Below are 18,270 nucleotides of genomic sequence, written 5' to 3' on the forward strand. Positions count from 1 at the left end.
AGAAAATAAGTACGGCTTGATGAATTATATTATTCTGGCAGACTTTATCTACTGATAAATACATTTTAGCGAGAACTGTTTTTCAGATTATCGGTTGTTAAAATTATATTTCACTGACCGTTATCAAGAATCTAAAAATTAATTTATTGATTTTGCGATAATCAGTTTAGTTTAAAAAATTATTCTTACTTTTGAAAAATTCACGACACACTTTCTTCATATTTCGTTGTTATAGTTTACTCATAGCAATTAAGGATCCCCCTCCAAGGTTGCTACTATAATAATTAACATTCTTTTCATTTACTCCTCCAAAGTAATGAAATCCGTTAAAGTGTAAAAGCTTTAACAGCTTGATGAGCGGCATGTGAACGTCCCCCCGCTTATATGAATAAACGCTCATCAAGTTTATCAACATATGATTCCCCGTCATATGTTGACCTACTCCTTTTGACCTTCGTATTCCCGTACGAAGGTTTTTTTGTATAAAATAATTGATTAATACTATAAATAGACCCGCTGATTGGCTGTTTTTCAATCAAACTCCCCCCAATTCATAGTTACAGTGCCGTGCCGGTCTGTGACTATGAATTTTAGCAGAAACCGATTATACTGAATACATCACAATAAAGGTGGGGATACACATGTCTGAAGGCTACCTAGACGAGCGTTTAATCGGCCAGCAGTTCACAATTACACTGGCTGATTTACTCGATGGTGTTTCTTTTTACGGGATTTATTACAACTTACGAGCAACGGCTTCGTTACACGTGGGGGACTTAGTGGAAGTTGTCGCGACAACACCACACGGGTTAACTGTTAAGATTGTGGTTCCCCACCAACAGGGGGACTAAAAATATGCTAGCCATTATTATTGCGCTAATCATCATCTTACTAGTTGTAGCGATCCTAACTGCAAGTATTCGCATCATTACTCAACCCAATCAGGGGGTCGTCTTAACCTTTGGTAAATTCGAGCGGGTCTTGAGTTCCGGTTTCCACTTCATCAAACCATTCATTTCACGCGTTATTACGGTCAACACGGCACAAACACCAGTCGATTTGAATCAACAAGTTGTGATCACAAAGGATAACGCCGAAATTTCAGTTAAAATTTCACTGAAATACCACGTGACCAACATTGAAGACTTCGTATTTAAAAACGAAGACTCAGTTCGGAGTATGATTCAAGATACCCGGGCCGCTTTACGGGGCATCATTGGGAACAAAGAACTTAACGAGGTCTTGAACGGGACCCAAGAAATCAACGCTGCGTTGTTTAAAGAAATTTCTTCCGTTACAGCCGGTTACGGGTTGAACGTCGACCGGGTCAACATCGACTCAGTTAACCCTTCCGCTGACATCCAAGCTTCAATGAACAAGCTTTTGCAGGCCACTCGGGAACGGGACGCAACCATTGCGACCGCCGAAGGGAAGAGCAAGTCGATCACCTTGGAAAACGAAGCCAATAACCGCGCCCTTTTAGCTACCAACAAAGCACAAAACGAGGCGCTCGTTAACAGCGCGACGGCTAAAGCGACCGCAATCCAAACGGAAGCTGACGCCGATGCTTACCGAACCCGGATCTTAAACGAAGCCTTAGCCGCTTCATCCGAAAACTACTTTATCTTCCAAAACACAGAAGCAGTCAAAGCCTTGGCTGACGGTAGTTCCAACACGGTCGTCTTACCTAACCAGACGTTAGATAGTCTAGGTCTAATTCCGGCTTTAACTAAAGTTGGTAAACTGACCACTAAATAAGCATTACAAAAACTGATAAACATAACATTTTGTTATTGTTTATCAGTTTTTTTATGGCAACTAACCGCTATCCAGAGGCTTATAGGTGGGCCCGCCTTTTTGATTGGTGTACAATTTAACTATGCGAAACTAATTATGAGGTGATACTTTGAATCAACCTTGGCAAACTAAATGGCCGGAGCGGATCAGCTACGGCCTTAGTGATGCGGCCGACAATCTTGTCTTTCAAATGATGACGACCTATTTACTTTTCTTTTACACGGACGTTTACGGGTTATCCGCTAGCGCGGCGGCCATTCTTTTCGTAGTGGCGCGTTTGGCGGACGTCGTTGAAAGTCTAATTATTGGGATCATGATTGACCACACCCATTCACGCTTTGGGAAAAGTCGCCCCTTCTTTCTCTGGTACGCGCTGCCGTACGTGATCTTCGCCGTGTTGACTTTCGTGACCCCCAACTTTGGCGGGAACGGCAAACTCATCTGGGCTTACATCACCTACCTTGGCTTGGGTTTCTTCTATACCGCGGTCAATTTACCCATTACATCCATCTTACCGACATTGTCTAAAAATGAGCATGAGCTAACGTTACTTGGCGTGATTCGTCAATTTTTCGGCAGTGCCGTTCAAATTATCGTAGCGGTCTTCACGTTGCCACTAGTCAGCTTTTTCGGCAAAGGTAACCAACAGAACGGATTTCTCTATACCATCATCCTGTTTGGTCTAATTTCTCTAGCACTGATTTGGAATACCTTTTTCCAAGTGAAAGAACGTTTTAGTCAGCCAGAACAGGCCCACCAGCCACTCAATGACGTTTGGAAAATGCTCAAGAAAAATAAACAGTGGTTTATCATTTCCATCGTCATTTTATTATATTGGTTGACGACCGCCATTAAGAATCAAACGACCATCTACTACTTCAAATATTTGCAAAACAATGAAAACTTGGTCCCACTAGTCAACGGCTTCACCTTTGCCGCGTTGATCGGCGTGGTTTTAATCGTCCGGACTTCCAAAAAAATCGGGAAGAAGCAAACGATGCTCACTGGGATTGCCGTGGCAACGATTGGCCAATTGATTTTGGCCCTGGGGACCATTCTCAATCAGTTAGCCGTTATTTTTACCGGGACCTTTATTAATTCGATTGGCAACGGCTTAATTATTGGGCTCGTTTCAATTATGATTGCCGACACGATTCGTTACGGCATGACCATGGGAATTCAAGCCGAAGGAATTTTAGCTTCGACGGATGACTTCGGCGTCAACGTTGGCCTCGGATTTGGTGGCCTCATTACAGCGGGACTATTCCACTTGTCAGGCTACACGGCTAATCATGCGCAAAACCTCGCGACTCAGCACATGATCACGTTGAATTACGCTTGGTTACCATTGATTTTATACGTTATCATGTTTATCACGTTGCTCTTTTATAACGAACGACAATTATTAGCCGCCGTTAATCAGGAAGCATAGTAAAATCGGGACCCTGCCACAACTGGCTCAGAATCCCGATTTTTTATTACAGACTAAGGTTAAACCTCAATTGCAATTGTAAAACTGCATCCGCCGGAACGGCTGATTTCGTTTTAATAGTAAACAAAAAAAGCCGACCGAAGTCGACTTTTTTCTTTGAGTCAAAAATCCAATTATTTAACTGCTGGAGTTTCGAACCAGCCGATACGTGATGTAATAACATCAACGATGGCTTTCTTACCAGGTGCTAATAATTTACGAGGATCGTAGCCCTTACCGATTTGGTCTGCGCCAGATTCGATGTAGGCACGGGTAGCGTTAGCGAAAGCAACTTGGTTTTCGGTGTTAACGTTAACCTTGCTGATACCCATTTCAACAGCCTTAACGATTTGGTCCTTAGGAATACCAGAACCACCATGAAGAACTAATGGCATCTTAACAGCGTCTGAGATTTCTTGTAAACGATCGAAATGTAAGCCAGTCCAGTTTTCTGGGTACTTACCATGGATGTTACCAATCCCAGCAGCTAAAATGTCGATACCAGTAGCAGCTAAAGTCTTAGCTTCTTCAACAGATGCTAATTCACCTTCACCGATGATACCGTCTTCTTCACCGCCAATTGAACCAACTTCGGCTTCAACAGAGATGCCTTTAGCATGAGCTAATTTGACGATTTCCTTAGTCTTTTCTAAGTTTTCGGCAAATGGTAGGTCATGACCATCAAACATAACTGATGAGAAACCAACTTCGATACATTCTTTAGCAGCTTCGTAGTTACCATGGTCCAAATGCATAACAACAGGAACAGTGATGTTCATGCTTTCCATTTCATCAGCAACTAAGTCCATGACCAACTTGTAGCCACCCATGTATTTAGCAGCGCCCATTGAAACTTGAAGAATAACTGGGGTGTTAGTGTCTTGAGCACCCTTTAAGATGCAACGAGTCCATTCAAGGTTGTTAGTGTTAAACGCACCAATAGCGTAATGGTTCTTGTATGCGTCTTGTGTCATATCAACAGCATTTACAAATGACATAAAAATAACCCTCCTAGGTTAATTAAGAGATACGATTTTTGAATCACATTCATTTTAGCACACTTTACTTAGCAGTGATAACCGATTTGCGATATTTATTACCCAATACAATTCCCACAATACCGGTAAGTTGGCCCACTTTTTGATGTAAGCCTTTCCAGCACCGACCTAAATTAAAACTTTAGCTCATACCACCATCTTTACGTCCTAACTTTTGTTAGTTTTAGTTCAGCTTAAAATCATTTGTGAAAAAAATAACTAATTGCCGTAGCACCAATAATGTAAACGCTTTCTTATATTTCACTATGTGTCCCTTATACACCGGTATTATCGCAATAGTATAAATTATAAATGAAATCTATCCGGGGTATTTACATTTGTGAAGAAGTGTTTATAATAGGGATTGTGAAATAAACAACAAGTACTGTATTGCTTAGGAGGAATCCTCGATGTTGAAAGAAATTGATGAAAAAACTGAAGTTAAACAATCAATTGATCGGCTTGTGTTAAACGCCTCTTTGGCTGCCAACCGCTTGGAAGTCATGGACCAGGATCAGATTGATAAGGCCGTTACTGCCATGGCGCACGCCGCCCACGCAGCACGGGGAATGTTAGCTGCCATGGCCGTGGAAGAAACTGGTCGTGGGAACTACCGTGATAAAGTGGCTAAAAATGATTTTGCCGCTAAAAATATCTATAACTACATTAAAGATGATAAAACCGTTGGCATCATCAATGACGATCCCGTCAGTGGCATTACCAAAGTCGCTGAACCCGTTGGGATTATTGCCGGCGTTACACCAGTGACGAACCCAACATCGACCGTTATCTTTAACGCCATGCTTGCGTTGAAGACGCGTAACCCAATCATCTTTGGATTCCACCCCTTTGCACAAAAGTCTTGTGTTGAAACTGGACGCATCATCCGTGACGCCGCTGAAGCCGCGGGTGCGCCTAAAGATTGGATTCAATGGATCAAAGAACCTAGCTTAGAAGCCACCAACACTTTAATGAACCATAAAGGTGTGGCAACGATTATCGCTACCGGTGGTGCCGGCATGGTTAAGACGGCCTACTCAACCGGGAAACCAGCCTTAGGCGTTGGCCCCGGTAACGTACCATGTTTCATCGAAAAAACAGCGAACGTTAAGCAAGCCGTTAGTGACGTTATTATTTCCAAGTCATTTGATAACGGGATGATCTGTGCATCTGAATCTAACTTAATCATTGATGACAGTATTTATGATCAAGTTAAATCTGAACTCAGTCACAACGGAGTTTACTTCGTTGGTCCCGATAACTTCAAAGCACTTGAAAGTACCGTCATGAACTTAGAAAAACAGGCCGTTAACCCGAAAGTTGCTGGCCAGACCCCTTGGCAGATTGCACAGTGGGCCGGTTTCGATGTTCCCGTTGAAACTAAGGTCTTAGCCGTTGAAATTCCAGATATCGGTGGCGACCAAGTCTTTTCACGTGAAAAGTTATCACCCGTTCTGGCGGTCGTTCACGCTAAAGATACGCAAAACGGCTTCAACTTAATGAAGCGGAGCCTTTCCTTGGGTGGCTTAGGTCACACGGCAACGCTTCACACGACTGATGAAAAGGTCATGAACCAATTTGCGCTTGAAATGACGGCTTGCCGGGCTTTGATCAACGTTCCTTCTTCACAAGGTGCGATTGGTTTCAAGTACGATAACGTTGCACCTTCCCTAACGCTAGGTTGCGGGACTTGGGGTCATAACTCCATTTCACATAACTTGGAAGACTGGGACTTGTTAAACATCAAGACCGTTGCAAAACGCCTTGATAAGATTCGTTAATCCTTCATAGATAACTAGAATTTGCCGCTAACAAAACCGCCTGAGTGTGTCAGTACAGCTGACAACTCAGGCGGTTTTTAGTGTTACTAGGTTTAAAATTATTATTTCAAAATAAGCCGCTCCGTTGGACAGCCTTGGGTGCTCTGGGGGACGGTCCCAGCCACAGTACGGTCTGCGACCTCAATTCAAAGCCGATAACCCACGTCTTTGAATCGCCCCACAAGATTGGCGTAAAAGTCACCCGCCAATCTTGCCGACACAGCACCCAAGGCTGTCCGACTCCGCTGAAAATATCTTTACTAGTGTTATTATTGCCGGATATTCGGAGGTTGGCACTGATGGCATCGATCGTGACGGCGGCGTTGGGACGACGTTTTTTGTCGTTCTTACACCGCGGACGGTACAGGACACTTGCGCATTTTGCAAGTGTCCTGTACGAGGGGCTAGACCGCTTCTCAGGCTGGCCCCGGTCCCACGACCGCATGTCATCAGTGCCTACCGGAACAAATTATAAATAGCTCATTTGTATCATTTAGACATTGTACAACAACAATTAATTTTCAAATTCACATTTCTATCATTAATTATGATGAGCACGTTGGCGCCAGCGTTGCACGGCTAAAACAATGGTCGTTACGATGGCTAACGCAAGTAATCCGTAACCCAATGGCAGCAGGAAGAATGGTTCCACCAACAACCCGTCGGCGTCTACCCGCACCCCAATCGCTATTTTCAAAATAAAGCACAGAATGGCGCTGAGCCATATCATCCCACAAACCGAACGATGCATTCGCATGATGTCCCTCCTAATTTGAGTGCACAGAAGGCGGCTAAGCCTCTGTAACCTTAACTTAGTTTTTTAAACGTCCATACATCCCGAAACTTATCGGGACGGTACAAGAACCACCGACCTAAACTCCAAGTCAAATAGCCAATCACTAATCCCATAACAATTCCCGTTCCGATTGGCATATGCTCAGAATAATTATCCGTGATTAACCCCAGAATTTCCAGACCAAATTCAGAACAGCTAGTCGCAATAATTAAATAAATAATAGAAAACCATAAAACGGCGGAACGTAACTCCGGAAAGCGGAAAAACTCACGACTATCTTCTAGTGATAGGTGATCAAAGCCCCAGCCATTTAGCCAGTATAAGAAGCCACCAAATACGACACCCGCAACGATTGCAGCCCCCAATTCAAGCCAACTGCCCGAATCCAGCTGATTTAAAATATCAAGTTGCCGATATTGCATCCCTGAAATACCGGATAACAAATTAATCAGACCGTTATACGCAAAAATCATGCTGAGGGAGAAGACGATTCCAGCAAAGACGCTTGCAAAAATATGACCGACCCACAGTCCAAACGTTGTCCCAATCATCATCAGGACCAGTAGCAGAATCAGTCGTGACAGTTCAATCCGCCAAGAATTCCCCCACACAAAGTAGGCGTGCCTTTTAGCTAAAACGGCCTGAATCGCGACAAAGTAAACGCCTTGCATCAGGATGTATCCAACTGTCACCGCTGTAACCATCAGTCCAATTTTTTGCCGGTAGATTCGTCGCCGAACAACGGGCAAAGCGAACAAATAGTAGTTGAAGTTCGTCCAATTATCGTGTAAAAACATGGTTAGTCCAAGTACAAAGTAGACGATCACGGCGATGAACATCCTTAACACGCCGCCTTCTTCCAAGGTAAAGGCTCCCGGATGTACGTAAATATTAGGTTGATTGACAACGCTCATGCCTTCTTTTAGTCCAGCCGCAATCAGCACAATAACTGCCGTTAACAGCCAAATACGGTAATGCTGCCACAGTAACCGTCGTAATTTTTGGTTTGACATGTCTTCATTTCCCCCTATGATAATAGCTCGTAATCCGCTTCATCCGTTAAATTGGCCATGAATAGGTCCGTTAACGAAAGCGGTAATTCCTCTTGAAAGACCGGCTGAGTCGCAGCCAATTGTTCCCGCAATTTTTCCGTGTAATTTTCAAAGACTACGACGATGACCCGTCCTGAAACGTGCACGACCCGACCCGCTTGCCGCAGTAATTCTGGTACTTTTTTATCCCGGTAAACTAATTGGATCTTGCGGGCTTGGCTCCGCATATCTTCGAGCTGGTAATCGTTGACGACTTGTCCATCTTTAAGCATTAACGCCCGGTCGATCACGCCTTCTAGTTCGACTAAGTTATGTGACGCAATTAAAATCGACCGCTTACCTCCAGCGACTTCTTCAATCAAAATACTGAGGATGTTTTTCCGAATCAAAACGTCTAACCCGTCGAGTGGTTCATCCAAGAAAAGGTACGGCGCATTCGTTGCCACACTTAAGATAATGGTAAATAGGCCAAAGGTCCCCTTCGAAAAGTGCCGTAACTTTTGGTTGCCCATTAAATGGTAACGTTTCAGTAACGATTCGAACTTCTTCGCATCAAAGTGGGGATACGCCGCCTGGTAGTAACTCTGAATCTGTTTAATCGTGGCGCCCCGGAAAAAGTTTGCTAACGGGTCAATAAAACATAGCTCCGTTTTTAACTCTGGGTGTTCTGCCAAGACTTGACCATCAACCGTTACGTTGCCGTTATCGACTAAATACTGACCGTTGATCGTCCGAAATAGCGTCGTTTTACCAACACCGTTTCGACCAATGACACCGATGATTTGACCCGGTTGCACCGTAAAGCTGATGCTATCAAGTGTTGGATGCTGGTCAATTTCCTTGCTTAACTTATTAATGACTAAACTCATAACGTCGTTCCTTCCATCTGGTCAAGCCAGCCTCGCATTTCATTGAAGCTAATACCCGCTTCTTGGGCCTGACTGACGATCTGTTGTAACCTCTTTTGTAACTCGGTGCGCACTGAGGTCGGGTTAAAGGCGTTAACGTAAGTTCCTTTGCCCGGCACCGTGCGAATAACTTGTTGGGCTTCCAACTGTTTGTACGCTTTGCTGACCGTATTAGGATTAAGCAAATGTTGGCGGGCCATTTCACGAACGGACGGCAGCTGGTCGTCCACTTGTAAAATACCGTGTTCAATATCTTGCTTAACACCCTCAACGAGCTGGGCGTAGTACGGTTGGCCGCTGACATGATCAATCTGCATAGGGCCGCTACCTCTTTCGCTGTATGGTACTGTACTAGTTATCAGTAAATAGTACAGCGTAGTACGGTTAAATGCAACTGACCTTAAGAGTTTTATAAAGAACGACAGGCAATAACTAGCACCATTGAAAATCCTAACGGCGGTTACGATAAAGACGTGATTCCTGATGACGGTGAAATGTGGTACCAAACAGACATTAAAACTAAAACAGATATCATCTGGACATTTGATGATGGCACGTGGCCACATTCCTAACATTTAATATAATTACGCTTTTCGAAAAAACTTCCCATCTTAGTACGCTCAATCAGGCTGCAGGTGGCTCGTAATGACTGCCGCCGTGGAGGTGGTGTTGACGGGATGAATTTCCCCGTTTACACCACGGACGTCTTTAATGATTTGCGGGTTGGGCAAAGCATTAAAGCGAGGTGAAAGACCGCTCCTCAGGCTTTCACCGGTCCCATAGCGGCAGTCATTACGAGCCGCCGGAAGCAAGTACAGACATACAAAACAGGATCTCAGAAATCACATAATGATTTCTGAGATCCTGTTTTTGAGCTCCTATTTTTTCCGCAATTCGTAAGCGGCGTATTCCATGATTCCCATCAGGACAACTAAACTAATCGGAAAGGCAATCACACTAGTTGTTAAGCTGGCGGTTAGCTCGAAAAAGTAGAAGAGCACCGCCAGTAAAATAACCGCCGCAATCAGCATGCCAGTATCGGCCTTTCCCCATCGTTTAAGCATCGTATTTACCCTCATTTCTATAATATGATCATCATGAGTTTAACACGAATCGCATCAGTTTAGGTGGCTGGACACGCTAAATTCTGATGAGAATTGCCCCTTTTATTTTAATAGGCGGGACATCGTCGTTACCGGTAACCGGCCGCCGTGTTTAAGCGGCAAAAAGAGTTGGTCGCCATTCTCAAAACCGAGCTTCTTCCAGAAGGTTTCCACTCCGGTATCGGTTGTGACCCGGGTCAGTTGTAGGCAGACGACCCCACTCTTCATGGCCGCTTGCATTAAACCGGTCATAATGACTTTACCGACCGTCTTTCGTTGGTAAGCTTGATTAACCATTAGTAGGCCAATGAATAAAAATTGTTCTTGCGGGTACTGGTTCAACACGTCCAAGACGGCCACTAACCGGTTGGCTAAATAAAAACCAAACACCTGCTTTTGTTCCGGTGCGACGGTGTGTGGCGTTGCCGTTAAGTCGTGCTGAACTTCTTCCGTGGTCAATGGTTCTGGTGAAAAGTAACGGTGGTATTCCGGATTACTCCGTTCTAAAGCGAGTAATTCTTCCTGATTTTCCAATGTTAATAACCGGATCTTAAAGTTAGGCAATTCTGCTTGTAGCGTTGATAATTTCATTATTTGTCCCAGACTTTCTCTAAATTGTACCAAGTTTCGTCAGCGTGGCTGGACGCCGCGACACCCTGATTCGTAAATCCGTTCTGCTCGTAAAATGGTACAAGCCGTTTTAGACACGTTAACGATAAACTCGTCCTGCCCTTTGCACGGGCGTCAGCTTCTAGCGCTGCTAAAAGTTGACTGCCGACATGCTGGTGACGAGCTACCGGTGCGACGGCCAGCGTAAAGACTAGTTGGTGGCCACCGTGCGCTAAGTTTGTCGGGGGCGTCGCAAACATCTCATCTTCAATGTAGCGTTCAGTTGTCGCCGGTCCCACGATGAAACCCAGAACCACATCACCATCGCGCGCAACTAAAAAGGTCGATCCCAGCTTTTGAATCCGCTCCTGATAAGCCGCTTGACTCCCCGCTTCAGCGTCGGAAAAGCCCGCCCGTTCAATAGTCATGATTTGTGGTAAATCAGTCACTTTGACTGGTGTAATTTGCATATCGTTACCCCCAATTTATAGTTTTATTATATCAAAATTTCAATCGTTAAGTCGCCGTAATGATTAACGCCCGTTTTCTAAATGAAAAGCAGTCACTGCCGTGTCGTTTTGAGAAATGACATGCTATACTTAGGTTGTGAATTCGGTTACATGACCATGAGTTCACTATTCTTATTGAAATTAGGTGAAGCTTATGCCAGCAAAATCAGCAGAAGAATTATGGAAAGCATATACTGAAACGACCGATACCAACGGGGCCTCTTATCAGACCCGCTGGTTCGGCGATCAGAACAAGCCAGCCGAGGTTCAAGCCGCAACGGATGCCATCTTAGCTGGGACTAAAACCGCAACGACCACCCCATTGGACACCTATACCAATGAACAAGTTGCCATCCCCCAGCCTGGTGACTACAACGTTTTATTCAACGGCGATATGAAACCAGTTGCCGTGATTAAAACGGTCGTTTCCGAACTGATCCCGTTCTACCGGATCTCTGCGGAACACGCCTGGCACGAAGATGAGGGCGACCGCACCATCGGCGACTGGCGCAAACGTAAAACGGATGAATTTACCCCGACCCTTGAAGCGCACGGACACAACTTATCTTCCGACACCCCAATGGTCAGTGAAGTCTTCGAAGTTGTTTATCGCGCCGACTAACCTAATAACCATGACGAGTCTGGGATGATTACCCAGACTCTTTTTTGCAATCGGTGAACGCTAACAAATCAGCTTATATGTTCGATTAGAATAACATACTAGTCACACGCATTTTTAACTTGTCTCACCAAGCTTTTTCGCTATAATTAAAGACTGTACTAAACTTATTGTTTACTTAAACAAAACTATGATTCGAGGTGAATGTCATGGACATCGGTCAGCGTATCCGTAATTTACGGATGCAAAAACAACTGACACAAGAAGAACTGGGGGAACGGACTGATTTAAGTAAGGGTTACATATCGCAACTAGAACATAACCAATCCTCACCCTCGATGGAAACTTTTTTTGCCATCATTGAAGTACTTGGGATGACTCCGGCCGCTTTTTTTGCGCCCGAACCGCCCAATCATAAAATCGTCTACCACCCAAGCGAACACCGAATTTACGACGATGAAGCACTCGGTTACCAGTTAAAGTGGCTCGTCCCGGCTTCGAATGAGAACGAACTCGAACCCGTCACGGTCACCTTAGCGCCCAACGGTTGCTTCAAATCCTTTGAGCCATCGCCGGCGGAGACCTTTATCATGGTCCAAACCGGCACCTTACACTTACGCCTCGGTAGTCAGGAACACGTGGCAACTGCGGGTGATACGCTTTACTTTCACGCAACTAAGACGCATCAAATTCGTAACGCGGGACCGTTGCCCTGCACATTTACCTTAGTTACGACCGCGTCCTACTTATAATATTAGGAGGTCCTTTCCATTGGCGGTTAATACACAGCCGATCGTGCGGTTAAATCACGTTTGTAAAAGTTATGGAGATCATCAAATTCTTAAAGACATCAACTTAGAACTCGAGGCCGGTAAATTTTATACCTTACTCGGCCCATCCGGTTGTGGGAAAACGACCATTTTACGGACGATTGCGGGTTTCACCGCGGTCACTTCCGGTGAAGTTGAATTTGACGGACAAGTCATCAACGGCCTGCCCGCCAACCAACGGCAAGTGAACACGGTGTTCCAAGATTACGCCCTTTTTCCACACATGAACGTCGCCGAAAATGTAGCGTTTGGCCTTAAATTGCATAAAGTTTCCAAGGACGAAATTGATCAACGGGTTCAAGACGCCTTAGCCATGGTTCAATTAGCCGACTTTGGCGACCGCGAAATCAGTGAAATCTCTGGTGGCCAACAACAACGGGTCGCCATTGCCCGCGCGCTCGTCATGCGGCCCAAAGTCTTACTCCTCGACGAACCCCTCTCAGCGTTGGACGCCAAATTACGCAAGGACATGCAGTACGAATTGCGCGATTTACAACAACGGTTAGGGATCACCTTCCTCTTTGTCACCCATGACCAAGAAGAAGCCCTCGCGATGAGTGATGAGATTTTCGTCATGAACGACGGCGCCATTTTACAAGGTGGCAGTCCGGTCGACATTTACGACGAACCCATCAACCACTTTGTCGCTAACTTTATCGGGGAAAGTAACATCATCCCCGGCAAAATGTTAAAAGACTTTGAAGTCGAATTCGTTGGCAAAGCCTTCGAATGTGCCGACGGTGGGATGCGACCTAACGAAGCCGTCGAAGTGGTCCTTCGCCCAGAAGACTTGGATATCGTCGCCGCCGATCAAGGTAAACTCGTGGTGACCGTGGATTCACAGTTATTCCGGGGCAACTACTTTGAAATCGTCGCCTACGACAGCGACCACAACGAGTGGCTCGTTCATTCGACGAATCCGGCCGACGAAGGGGAACCCATTGGTCTGACTTTCGATCCGCAAGACATCCACGTCATGCGGTTAAACGAAAGTGAAGCCGCTTTTGATGCCCGACTCGAACAATACGAAGACGATTAGGGGGCGAAGCTTATGCAACGAAAACAACGCTTGAGCCGCAACACGGCTTACTTCATCCCGTACATGCTGTGGATTTTACTATTCGTCATTGCGCCAGTCCTATTACTGATTTATCAATCATTTTTTAACATTGACGGCCAATTTACCTTAGCGAACTACCAGACCTACTTTTCATCAAACACTTACCTGATGATGACGCTTAATTCCGTCTGGTACGCCTTTTTGATTACCCTGGCGACGTTACTCATTAGTTATCCAACGGCGTACGTCCTTAATGAGACGAAGTATCCCCAACTGTGGCTACTCCTCATTATTATGCCGACTTGGATCAACTTGTTACTTAAAGCTTACGCCTTCATTGGCATCTTCAGTCAGGCCGGGATTGCCAATCAATTTCTCAGCTTCATTGGCATCGGCCCGCAACAATTGCTCTTTACGAATTTTAGCTTTATTTTTGTCGCGGCCTACATCCAGATTCCGTTCATGGTCTTACCGATCTACAACTCGATCAGTGAACTGAATCCGTCTTACGTCAACGCTAGTCGTGACTTGGGTGCAACCAACTGGCAGACCTTCAGTCGGGTGATTTTTCCACTCACCTTGCCCGGGGTCAAAGCCGGGATTCAAGCCGTCTTCATCCCGTCGCTCTCCCTCTTCATGTTGACCCGACTGATTGGTGGTAACAAGGTGATTACCTTGGGGACTGCGATTGAAGAGCACTTCTTGACGACGATGAACTGGGGCATGGGTTCCACGATCGGGGTCGTCTTAATCATCGCCATGGTCATCATTATGATGCTGACTAGCGGTGGCAAACGGCGCACGCGAAAGGGGATGACCAAATGAGCTTACGTAACTTTAAGTGGCGTAACCTGTATTTATGGCTCGTCTTCATCGTGTTGTATGCGCCGATTATTTTCCTAATCGTGTACTCCTTCAGTAAGGGTGACACGATGAATAACTTTCACGGCTTCACTTGGTCACACTACCAAGACCTGTTCGCGGATAGTCGTCTGATTGCCATTTTCCTCGACACCTTACTCGTCGCCCTGCTATCATCCATCTTAGCCACGGTGATCGGGACGTTGGGAGCGCTTGGCATCAACAACACGACTAAAGCCATTACGAAAAACACCCTCTTGTCGCTGAATAACATCCTGATGGTTTCCCCAGACGTTATCATCGGGGCGAGCTTCCTGATTTTCTTCACGGCGTTAAAGATTCCGCTAGGCTTTGGCTCAGTTCTATTGAGCCACATTGCGTTTTCGATTCCCATCGTCGTTTTGATGGTGTTGCCTAAGATTCAAGAAATGAGCAGTAGTTTGCTCGACGCGGCGGCCGACCTTGGCGCCAACAACTGGCAACTTTTGAGTCAGGTCATCGTGCCGTACATCATGCCCGGCATCTTTTCCGGCTTCTTCATGGCACTGACCTACTCATTAGACGACTTCGCGGTCACTTTCTTCGTTACGGGGAACGGTTTTACCACCCTATCCGTTGAAATCTACTCGCGGGCTCGTCAAGGCATCAACTTGGAGATCAACGCGCTATCCGGCCTCATGTTCTTAATGGCCCTGATTCTCGTGGTGGGCTACTACTTCATTAATCAATACAGTCGTAAACATCGGCGTACAGCAACGAGGGGGCGGCGGAAATGAAAAAATTACTAAGCGTCGTGCTCGCCCTATTTGCCGTCTGTGGGTTACTCGCATTCGGTGCCCATCAACTCCAGACTACTTCTGGCAGTACCGGGAAAAAGGTCTTGAACCTCTACACGTGGGGCGATTACATTGACCCAAACCTGCTGACCAAGTTTCAAAAGCAGACTGGGTATCACGTCAACGTCGAAACGTTCGACAGTAACGAAGCCATGTTTACAAAAATCAAACAGGGTGGGACTAGTTACGACCTGACCGTGCCCAGTGATTACATGATTGAAAAGATGAAAAAAGCCAACTTACTGTTACCGTTAGATAAAAGTAAGCTGACTGGCATGCACAACTACGATCCACGCTTCATGAACCTTGATTTTGATCGGGACAATCGCTATTCCGTGCCCTACTTCTGGGGAACCTTAGGAATTATCTACAACGATAAGTACGTTAAACCCGGCAGCATCAAGCACTGGAACGACCTTTGGGAAAAGCAGTATAAAAATAAGGTGATGCTAATTGATAGCGCCAGAGACGTCATGGGCTTTGCGCTCGCGTCCATGAACCAGTCGATGAACACGACCGATCCCGCCACCTTATTAGCTGCACGTAACAAACTCAACCGCTTATCTCCCAACGTGAAAGCGGTCGTCGCTGACGAAATCAAGATGTACATGATTCAAAACGAAGCCGCCGTCGCTGTCGATTGGTCCGGTGAAGCTAGTGAAATGTTGGAAGGCAACTCCCACCTACACTACGTTGTCCCGTCTGAAGGTAGTAATCTCTGGTTCGACAACCTCGTCATTCCAAAAACGGCGAAGCATTTCAAAGCGATTTACGCTTTCTTGAATTTCATGAGCAAACCGAAAAACGCGGCCCAAAACGCCAAGTACATCGGTTACGCCACACCAAACAAGAAAGCTAAGGCGCTGTTACCGAAAGCCATTCGTAACGATCGCCAGTTTTATCCTGACAATCAAACGATTCGACACTTACAAATTTACAAGGACCTCTCGCCAGCTAAAGTTGGCTTATACAATGACCGGTACCTTGAATTTAAGATGCACCATTAAATTAATTTGCTTCTTTAAAGTCCCGGAAAATAATTCCGGGACTTTTTGCGTAACTAGAAGTATATGACTGTTATTTTAAAGTTTCACACTAAAATAATGGACTAGACTAGCTTAACGAGGAGTACTTATTATGACAAATTTTAAACGGGGCTGGGGAGTAGCCCTACTATGCTACATCTGGGTCATCGTCCTTTTCTTTGCCTCAGCCCTTTTGTTCGCTTTGGGCTGGATACCTAAGCATTATGCCGGCATCGTTCAAGAAGTCGTTGTCTTACTCGGTGTTTGGCTCTTTAACCACTACATCGCCCACGTCCCGGTCTCCTTTTGGAACCGGCATTACGGTTGGGGTCAGTTGGAACAGGCCGTGCCGGCTTTACTCCTTGTCGGTCACTTGGTCGTTGCCAATCTACCAAAAGTTCTCAGTTTGCCCTTTACACCACTAGTATTAATGTATTTAGACTACGTCTTCTTAATTGGCCTAACGGAAGAATACGTCTTCCGCGGCGTCATGATTCCGTTACTAGCACGATCATTACCAAATAAGAATTTTGCCGTTGTCGTCATTTCCAGTTTTCTCTTTGGCGGCTTGCACCTGATTAACAGCACGTACTTGTCACTGTCTTACGTGCTACCACAAATTCTCTTTGCCACGGCGTTGGGGGTCCTATTTGCAGGGGTTTATATTCGAACCCGCAATTTAGGTTTACCGATTCTAATGCACGCCGCGACGGATCTATCCCTCGTGGTTCAACTGATACAACACCCTAGCAACGCCAATCTGTATTTCAGTTTCTACATCTCAATCGTGGCTATCTCACTGTGCGGTATCATCCTAATAATCACACTCTTTGTGGCTGATCGACAGGTCTGGCCCGCCGAAATTCTAACGGAACAATCCGCAACGAACTAAGTGACTTTCTAGCTTAGATTGGTTGGTATGGAAGAAACCCCACACGTTTACAATTTTTGGGGACGCATCGCTACGGTAGGTGAACCCATGGGTGGTTAGAAGCAATCATCTGAACTATTTTTTGGAGAATCAACGTTGTTATACCAATGTCAAAACACCATCCTTAGTTTTCAACCTTCAGTTCCATGCTAAAATAGTGACAAGCTTGACTTAACTAGGAGGGGAAACTTTGAAAAACTTTAAACGGGGCTGGGGATTAGCCCTACTATGCTTCATATGGGTCATCGCCCTCTTTTTTGCCACGGCCGTCTTATTCAGCTTCGGCTTGATTCCGAAGCAGTATTCCGGAATCGTTCAAGATGCCATCGTCCTATTCGGCGTTTGGATTTTCAATCATTACTTGGCACACGTCCCAGTATTATTTTGGAATCATCACAACGGTTGGGGACAACTAGAACAAGCCGTACCAGCATTATTAGTGGTCGGTTTACTCGTTTCAGCCAACCTAACTAGGTTATTCACCGTCCCCTTCACACCTTTAATTTTAATGTACTTAGGCTATATCATTTTAGTCGGCTTAACCGAAGAATACGTCTTTCGCGGTGTCATGATTCCGTTACTAGCCCGTTCATTACCGGGTAAGAATCTCGCCGTTGTCTTAACTTCTAGCTTTCTTTTCGGGGGCTTGCACTTAATGAACAGCACCCACTTATCATTAACATATGTATTACCTCAGATTCTATTTGCCATGGCGCTCGGCACCTTATTTGCGGGCGTTTATATCAGGACGCGCAACTTGGGACTACCGATCCTAATGCACGCCGCTACCGACCTGTCAGTGGTCGTTCAGTTGACGCAACACCCGAATAGTAACGCTAACCTGGACTTTAGCCGGAACGTTTCAATTGTCGTATCAGTCTTTTACGGCGCATTACTACTGCTCGCAATTTTAGTGGCCGCACGCCAAGTCCAAAACGTTAAAATCCCAACGGAACGGTTAAAAAGAGATACCCAGTCATAGAAACATGGTATAAGTCATATTATG

20 protein-coding genes are annotated in these 18,270 nt (G+C 45.4%); 12 read left to right on the forward strand and 8 right to left on the reverse strand.

Going from position 1 to position 18,270, the window contains the following annotated elements; translation table 11 throughout:
* Positions 1-641 precede the first annotated feature (641 nt).
* The 3 genes from AAA939_RS01700 to AAA939_RS01710 all read left to right on the forward strand — a co-directional run bounded on the left by AAA939_RS01700 (position 642) and on the right by AAA939_RS01710 (position 3,229).
* Positions 642-851, forward strand: coding sequence for a hypothetical protein (locus AAA939_RS01700; RefSeq protein WP_338208064.1), 210 nt, complete (start codon positions 642-644; stop codon positions 849-851).
* A 4-nt stretch (positions 852-855) separates the two neighbouring features.
* Entirely contained in the window at positions 856-1,758 is a 903-nt protein-coding gene (locus tag AAA939_RS01705; protein WP_338208063.1) for an SPFH domain-containing protein, read from the forward strand.
* 148 nt (positions 1,759-1,906) lie between these two features.
* On the forward strand, positions 1,907-3,229 hold the full coding sequence (locus AAA939_RS01710) for an MFS transporter (protein WP_338208062.1): 1,323 nt from the start codon (positions 1,907-1,909) through the stop codon (positions 3,227-3,229).
* A gap of 173 nt (positions 3,230-3,402) precedes the next feature.
* Here AAA939_RS01710 and fba read toward each other — a convergent pair whose 3' ends face one another.
* Positions 3,403-4,266 (reverse strand): class II fructose-1,6-bisphosphate aldolase, encoded by an 864-nt coding sequence (gene fba, locus AAA939_RS01715; protein WP_338208061.1) that lies wholly within the window; start codon positions 4,264-4,266, stop codon positions 3,403-3,405.
* 449 nt (positions 4,267-4,715) lie between these two features.
* Here fba and AAA939_RS01720 point away from each other — a divergent pair, with 449 nt between their 5' ends.
* Positions 4,716-6,086 (forward strand): aldehyde dehydrogenase family protein, encoded by a 1,371-nt coding sequence (locus AAA939_RS01720; protein ID WP_338208060.1) that lies wholly within the window; start codon positions 4,716-4,718, stop codon positions 6,084-6,086.
* A 580-nt stretch (positions 6,087-6,666) separates the two neighbouring features.
* Here AAA939_RS01720 and AAA939_RS01725 read toward each other — a convergent pair.
* From AAA939_RS01725 to AAA939_RS01755, 7 genes are all read right to left on the reverse strand, one after another.
* The gene (locus AAA939_RS01725) at positions 6,667-6,882 is read right to left on the reverse strand and encodes a DUF3955 domain-containing protein (protein WP_338208058.1); all 216 of its coding nucleotides are present in this window, start codon (positions 6,880-6,882) and stop codon (positions 6,667-6,669) included.
* Between the two features lie 50 nt (positions 6,883-6,932).
* Positions 6,933-7,934: an acetoin ABC transporter permease gene (locus AAA939_RS01730; RefSeq protein ID WP_338208057.1), complete on the reverse strand. Its 1,002-nt coding sequence runs from the start codon at positions 7,932-7,934 to the stop codon at positions 6,933-6,935.
* A 14-nt stretch (positions 7,935-7,948) separates the two neighbouring features.
* Positions 7,949-8,842, reverse strand: coding sequence for an ATP-binding cassette domain-containing protein (locus AAA939_RS01735; protein WP_338208056.1), 894 nt, complete (start codon positions 8,840-8,842; stop codon positions 7,949-7,951).
* On the reverse strand, positions 8,839-9,198 hold the full coding sequence (locus tag AAA939_RS01740) for a GntR family transcriptional regulator (protein ID WP_338208055.1): 360 nt from the start codon (positions 9,196-9,198) through the stop codon (positions 8,839-8,841). The genes AAA939_RS01735 and AAA939_RS01740 overlap by 4 nt, the downstream gene beginning before the upstream one ends.
* Positions 9,199-9,759: 561 nt before the next feature.
* Positions 9,760-9,945 (reverse strand): hypothetical protein, encoded by a 186-nt coding sequence (locus AAA939_RS01745; RefSeq protein ID WP_057706387.1) that lies wholly within the window; start codon positions 9,943-9,945, stop codon positions 9,760-9,762.
* A 102-nt stretch (positions 9,946-10,047) separates the two neighbouring features.
* Positions 10,048-10,575 carry a GNAT family N-acetyltransferase gene (locus AAA939_RS01750; protein ID WP_338208054.1) on the reverse strand — a complete coding sequence of 176 codons (528 nt, stop codon included), beginning with the start codon at positions 10,573-10,575 and terminating at the stop codon, positions 10,048-10,050.
* Positions 10,575-11,063: a GNAT family N-acetyltransferase gene (locus tag AAA939_RS01755; protein ID WP_338208053.1), complete on the reverse strand. Its 489-nt coding sequence runs from the start codon at positions 11,061-11,063 to the stop codon at positions 10,575-10,577. The genes AAA939_RS01750 and AAA939_RS01755 overlap by 1 nt, the downstream gene beginning before the upstream one ends.
* Before the next feature lie 193 nt (positions 11,064-11,256).
* Between AAA939_RS01755 and AAA939_RS01760 the strand changes: the two genes are divergently transcribed.
* The 8 genes from AAA939_RS01760 (at position 11,257) to AAA939_RS01795 (ending at position 18,246) form a co-directional block, all read left to right on the forward strand.
* Positions 11,257-11,724, forward strand: a complete 468-nt coding sequence (locus AAA939_RS01760; protein ID WP_338208052.1) for an ASCH domain-containing protein — start codon at positions 11,257-11,259, stop codon at positions 11,722-11,724.
* A gap of 206 nt (positions 11,725-11,930) precedes the next feature.
* Positions 11,931-12,473, forward strand: coding sequence for a helix-turn-helix domain-containing protein (locus AAA939_RS01765; protein ID WP_338208051.1), 543 nt, complete (start codon positions 11,931-11,933; stop codon positions 12,471-12,473).
* A gap of 19 nt (positions 12,474-12,492) precedes the next feature.
* Positions 12,493-13,590 carry an ABC transporter ATP-binding protein gene (locus AAA939_RS01770; protein WP_338208050.1) on the forward strand — a complete coding sequence of 366 codons (1,098 nt, stop codon included), beginning with the start codon at positions 12,493-12,495 and terminating at the stop codon, positions 13,588-13,590.
* A gap of 12 nt (positions 13,591-13,602) precedes the next feature.
* A complete protein-coding gene (locus tag AAA939_RS01775) occupies positions 13,603-14,436 on the forward strand; it encodes an ABC transporter permease (protein WP_338208049.1) in 834 nt (277 codons plus the stop codon).
* Positions 14,433-15,248 (forward strand): ABC transporter permease, encoded by an 816-nt coding sequence (locus tag AAA939_RS01780; RefSeq protein WP_057706374.1) that lies wholly within the window; start codon positions 14,433-14,435, stop codon positions 15,246-15,248. Before AAA939_RS01775 ends, AAA939_RS01780 begins: the two co-directional genes overlap by 4 nt.
* A complete protein-coding gene (locus AAA939_RS01785) occupies positions 15,245-16,315 on the forward strand; it encodes an ABC transporter substrate-binding protein (RefSeq protein ID WP_338208048.1) in 1,071 nt (356 codons plus the stop codon). The genes AAA939_RS01780 and AAA939_RS01785 overlap by 4 nt, the downstream gene beginning before the upstream one ends.
* A gap of 130 nt (positions 16,316-16,445) precedes the next feature.
* A complete protein-coding gene (locus AAA939_RS01790; protein ID WP_338208047.1) occupies positions 16,446-17,225 on the forward strand; it encodes a CPBP family intramembrane glutamic endopeptidase in 780 nt (259 codons plus the stop codon).
* A gap of 229 nt (positions 17,226-17,454) precedes the next feature.
* On the forward strand, positions 17,455-18,246 hold the full coding sequence (locus tag AAA939_RS01795) for a CPBP family intramembrane glutamic endopeptidase (protein ID WP_338208046.1): 792 nt from the start codon (positions 17,455-17,457) through the stop codon (positions 18,244-18,246).
* The last annotated feature ends 24 nt before the right edge of the window (positions 18,247-18,270 follow it).

Origin of the sequence: Lactiplantibacillus paraxiangfangensis (assembly GCF_036246185.1) — a bacterium.
Classification (GTDB): domain Bacteria; phylum Bacillota; class Bacilli; order Lactobacillales; family Lactobacillaceae; genus Lactiplantibacillus; species Lactiplantibacillus paraxiangfangensis.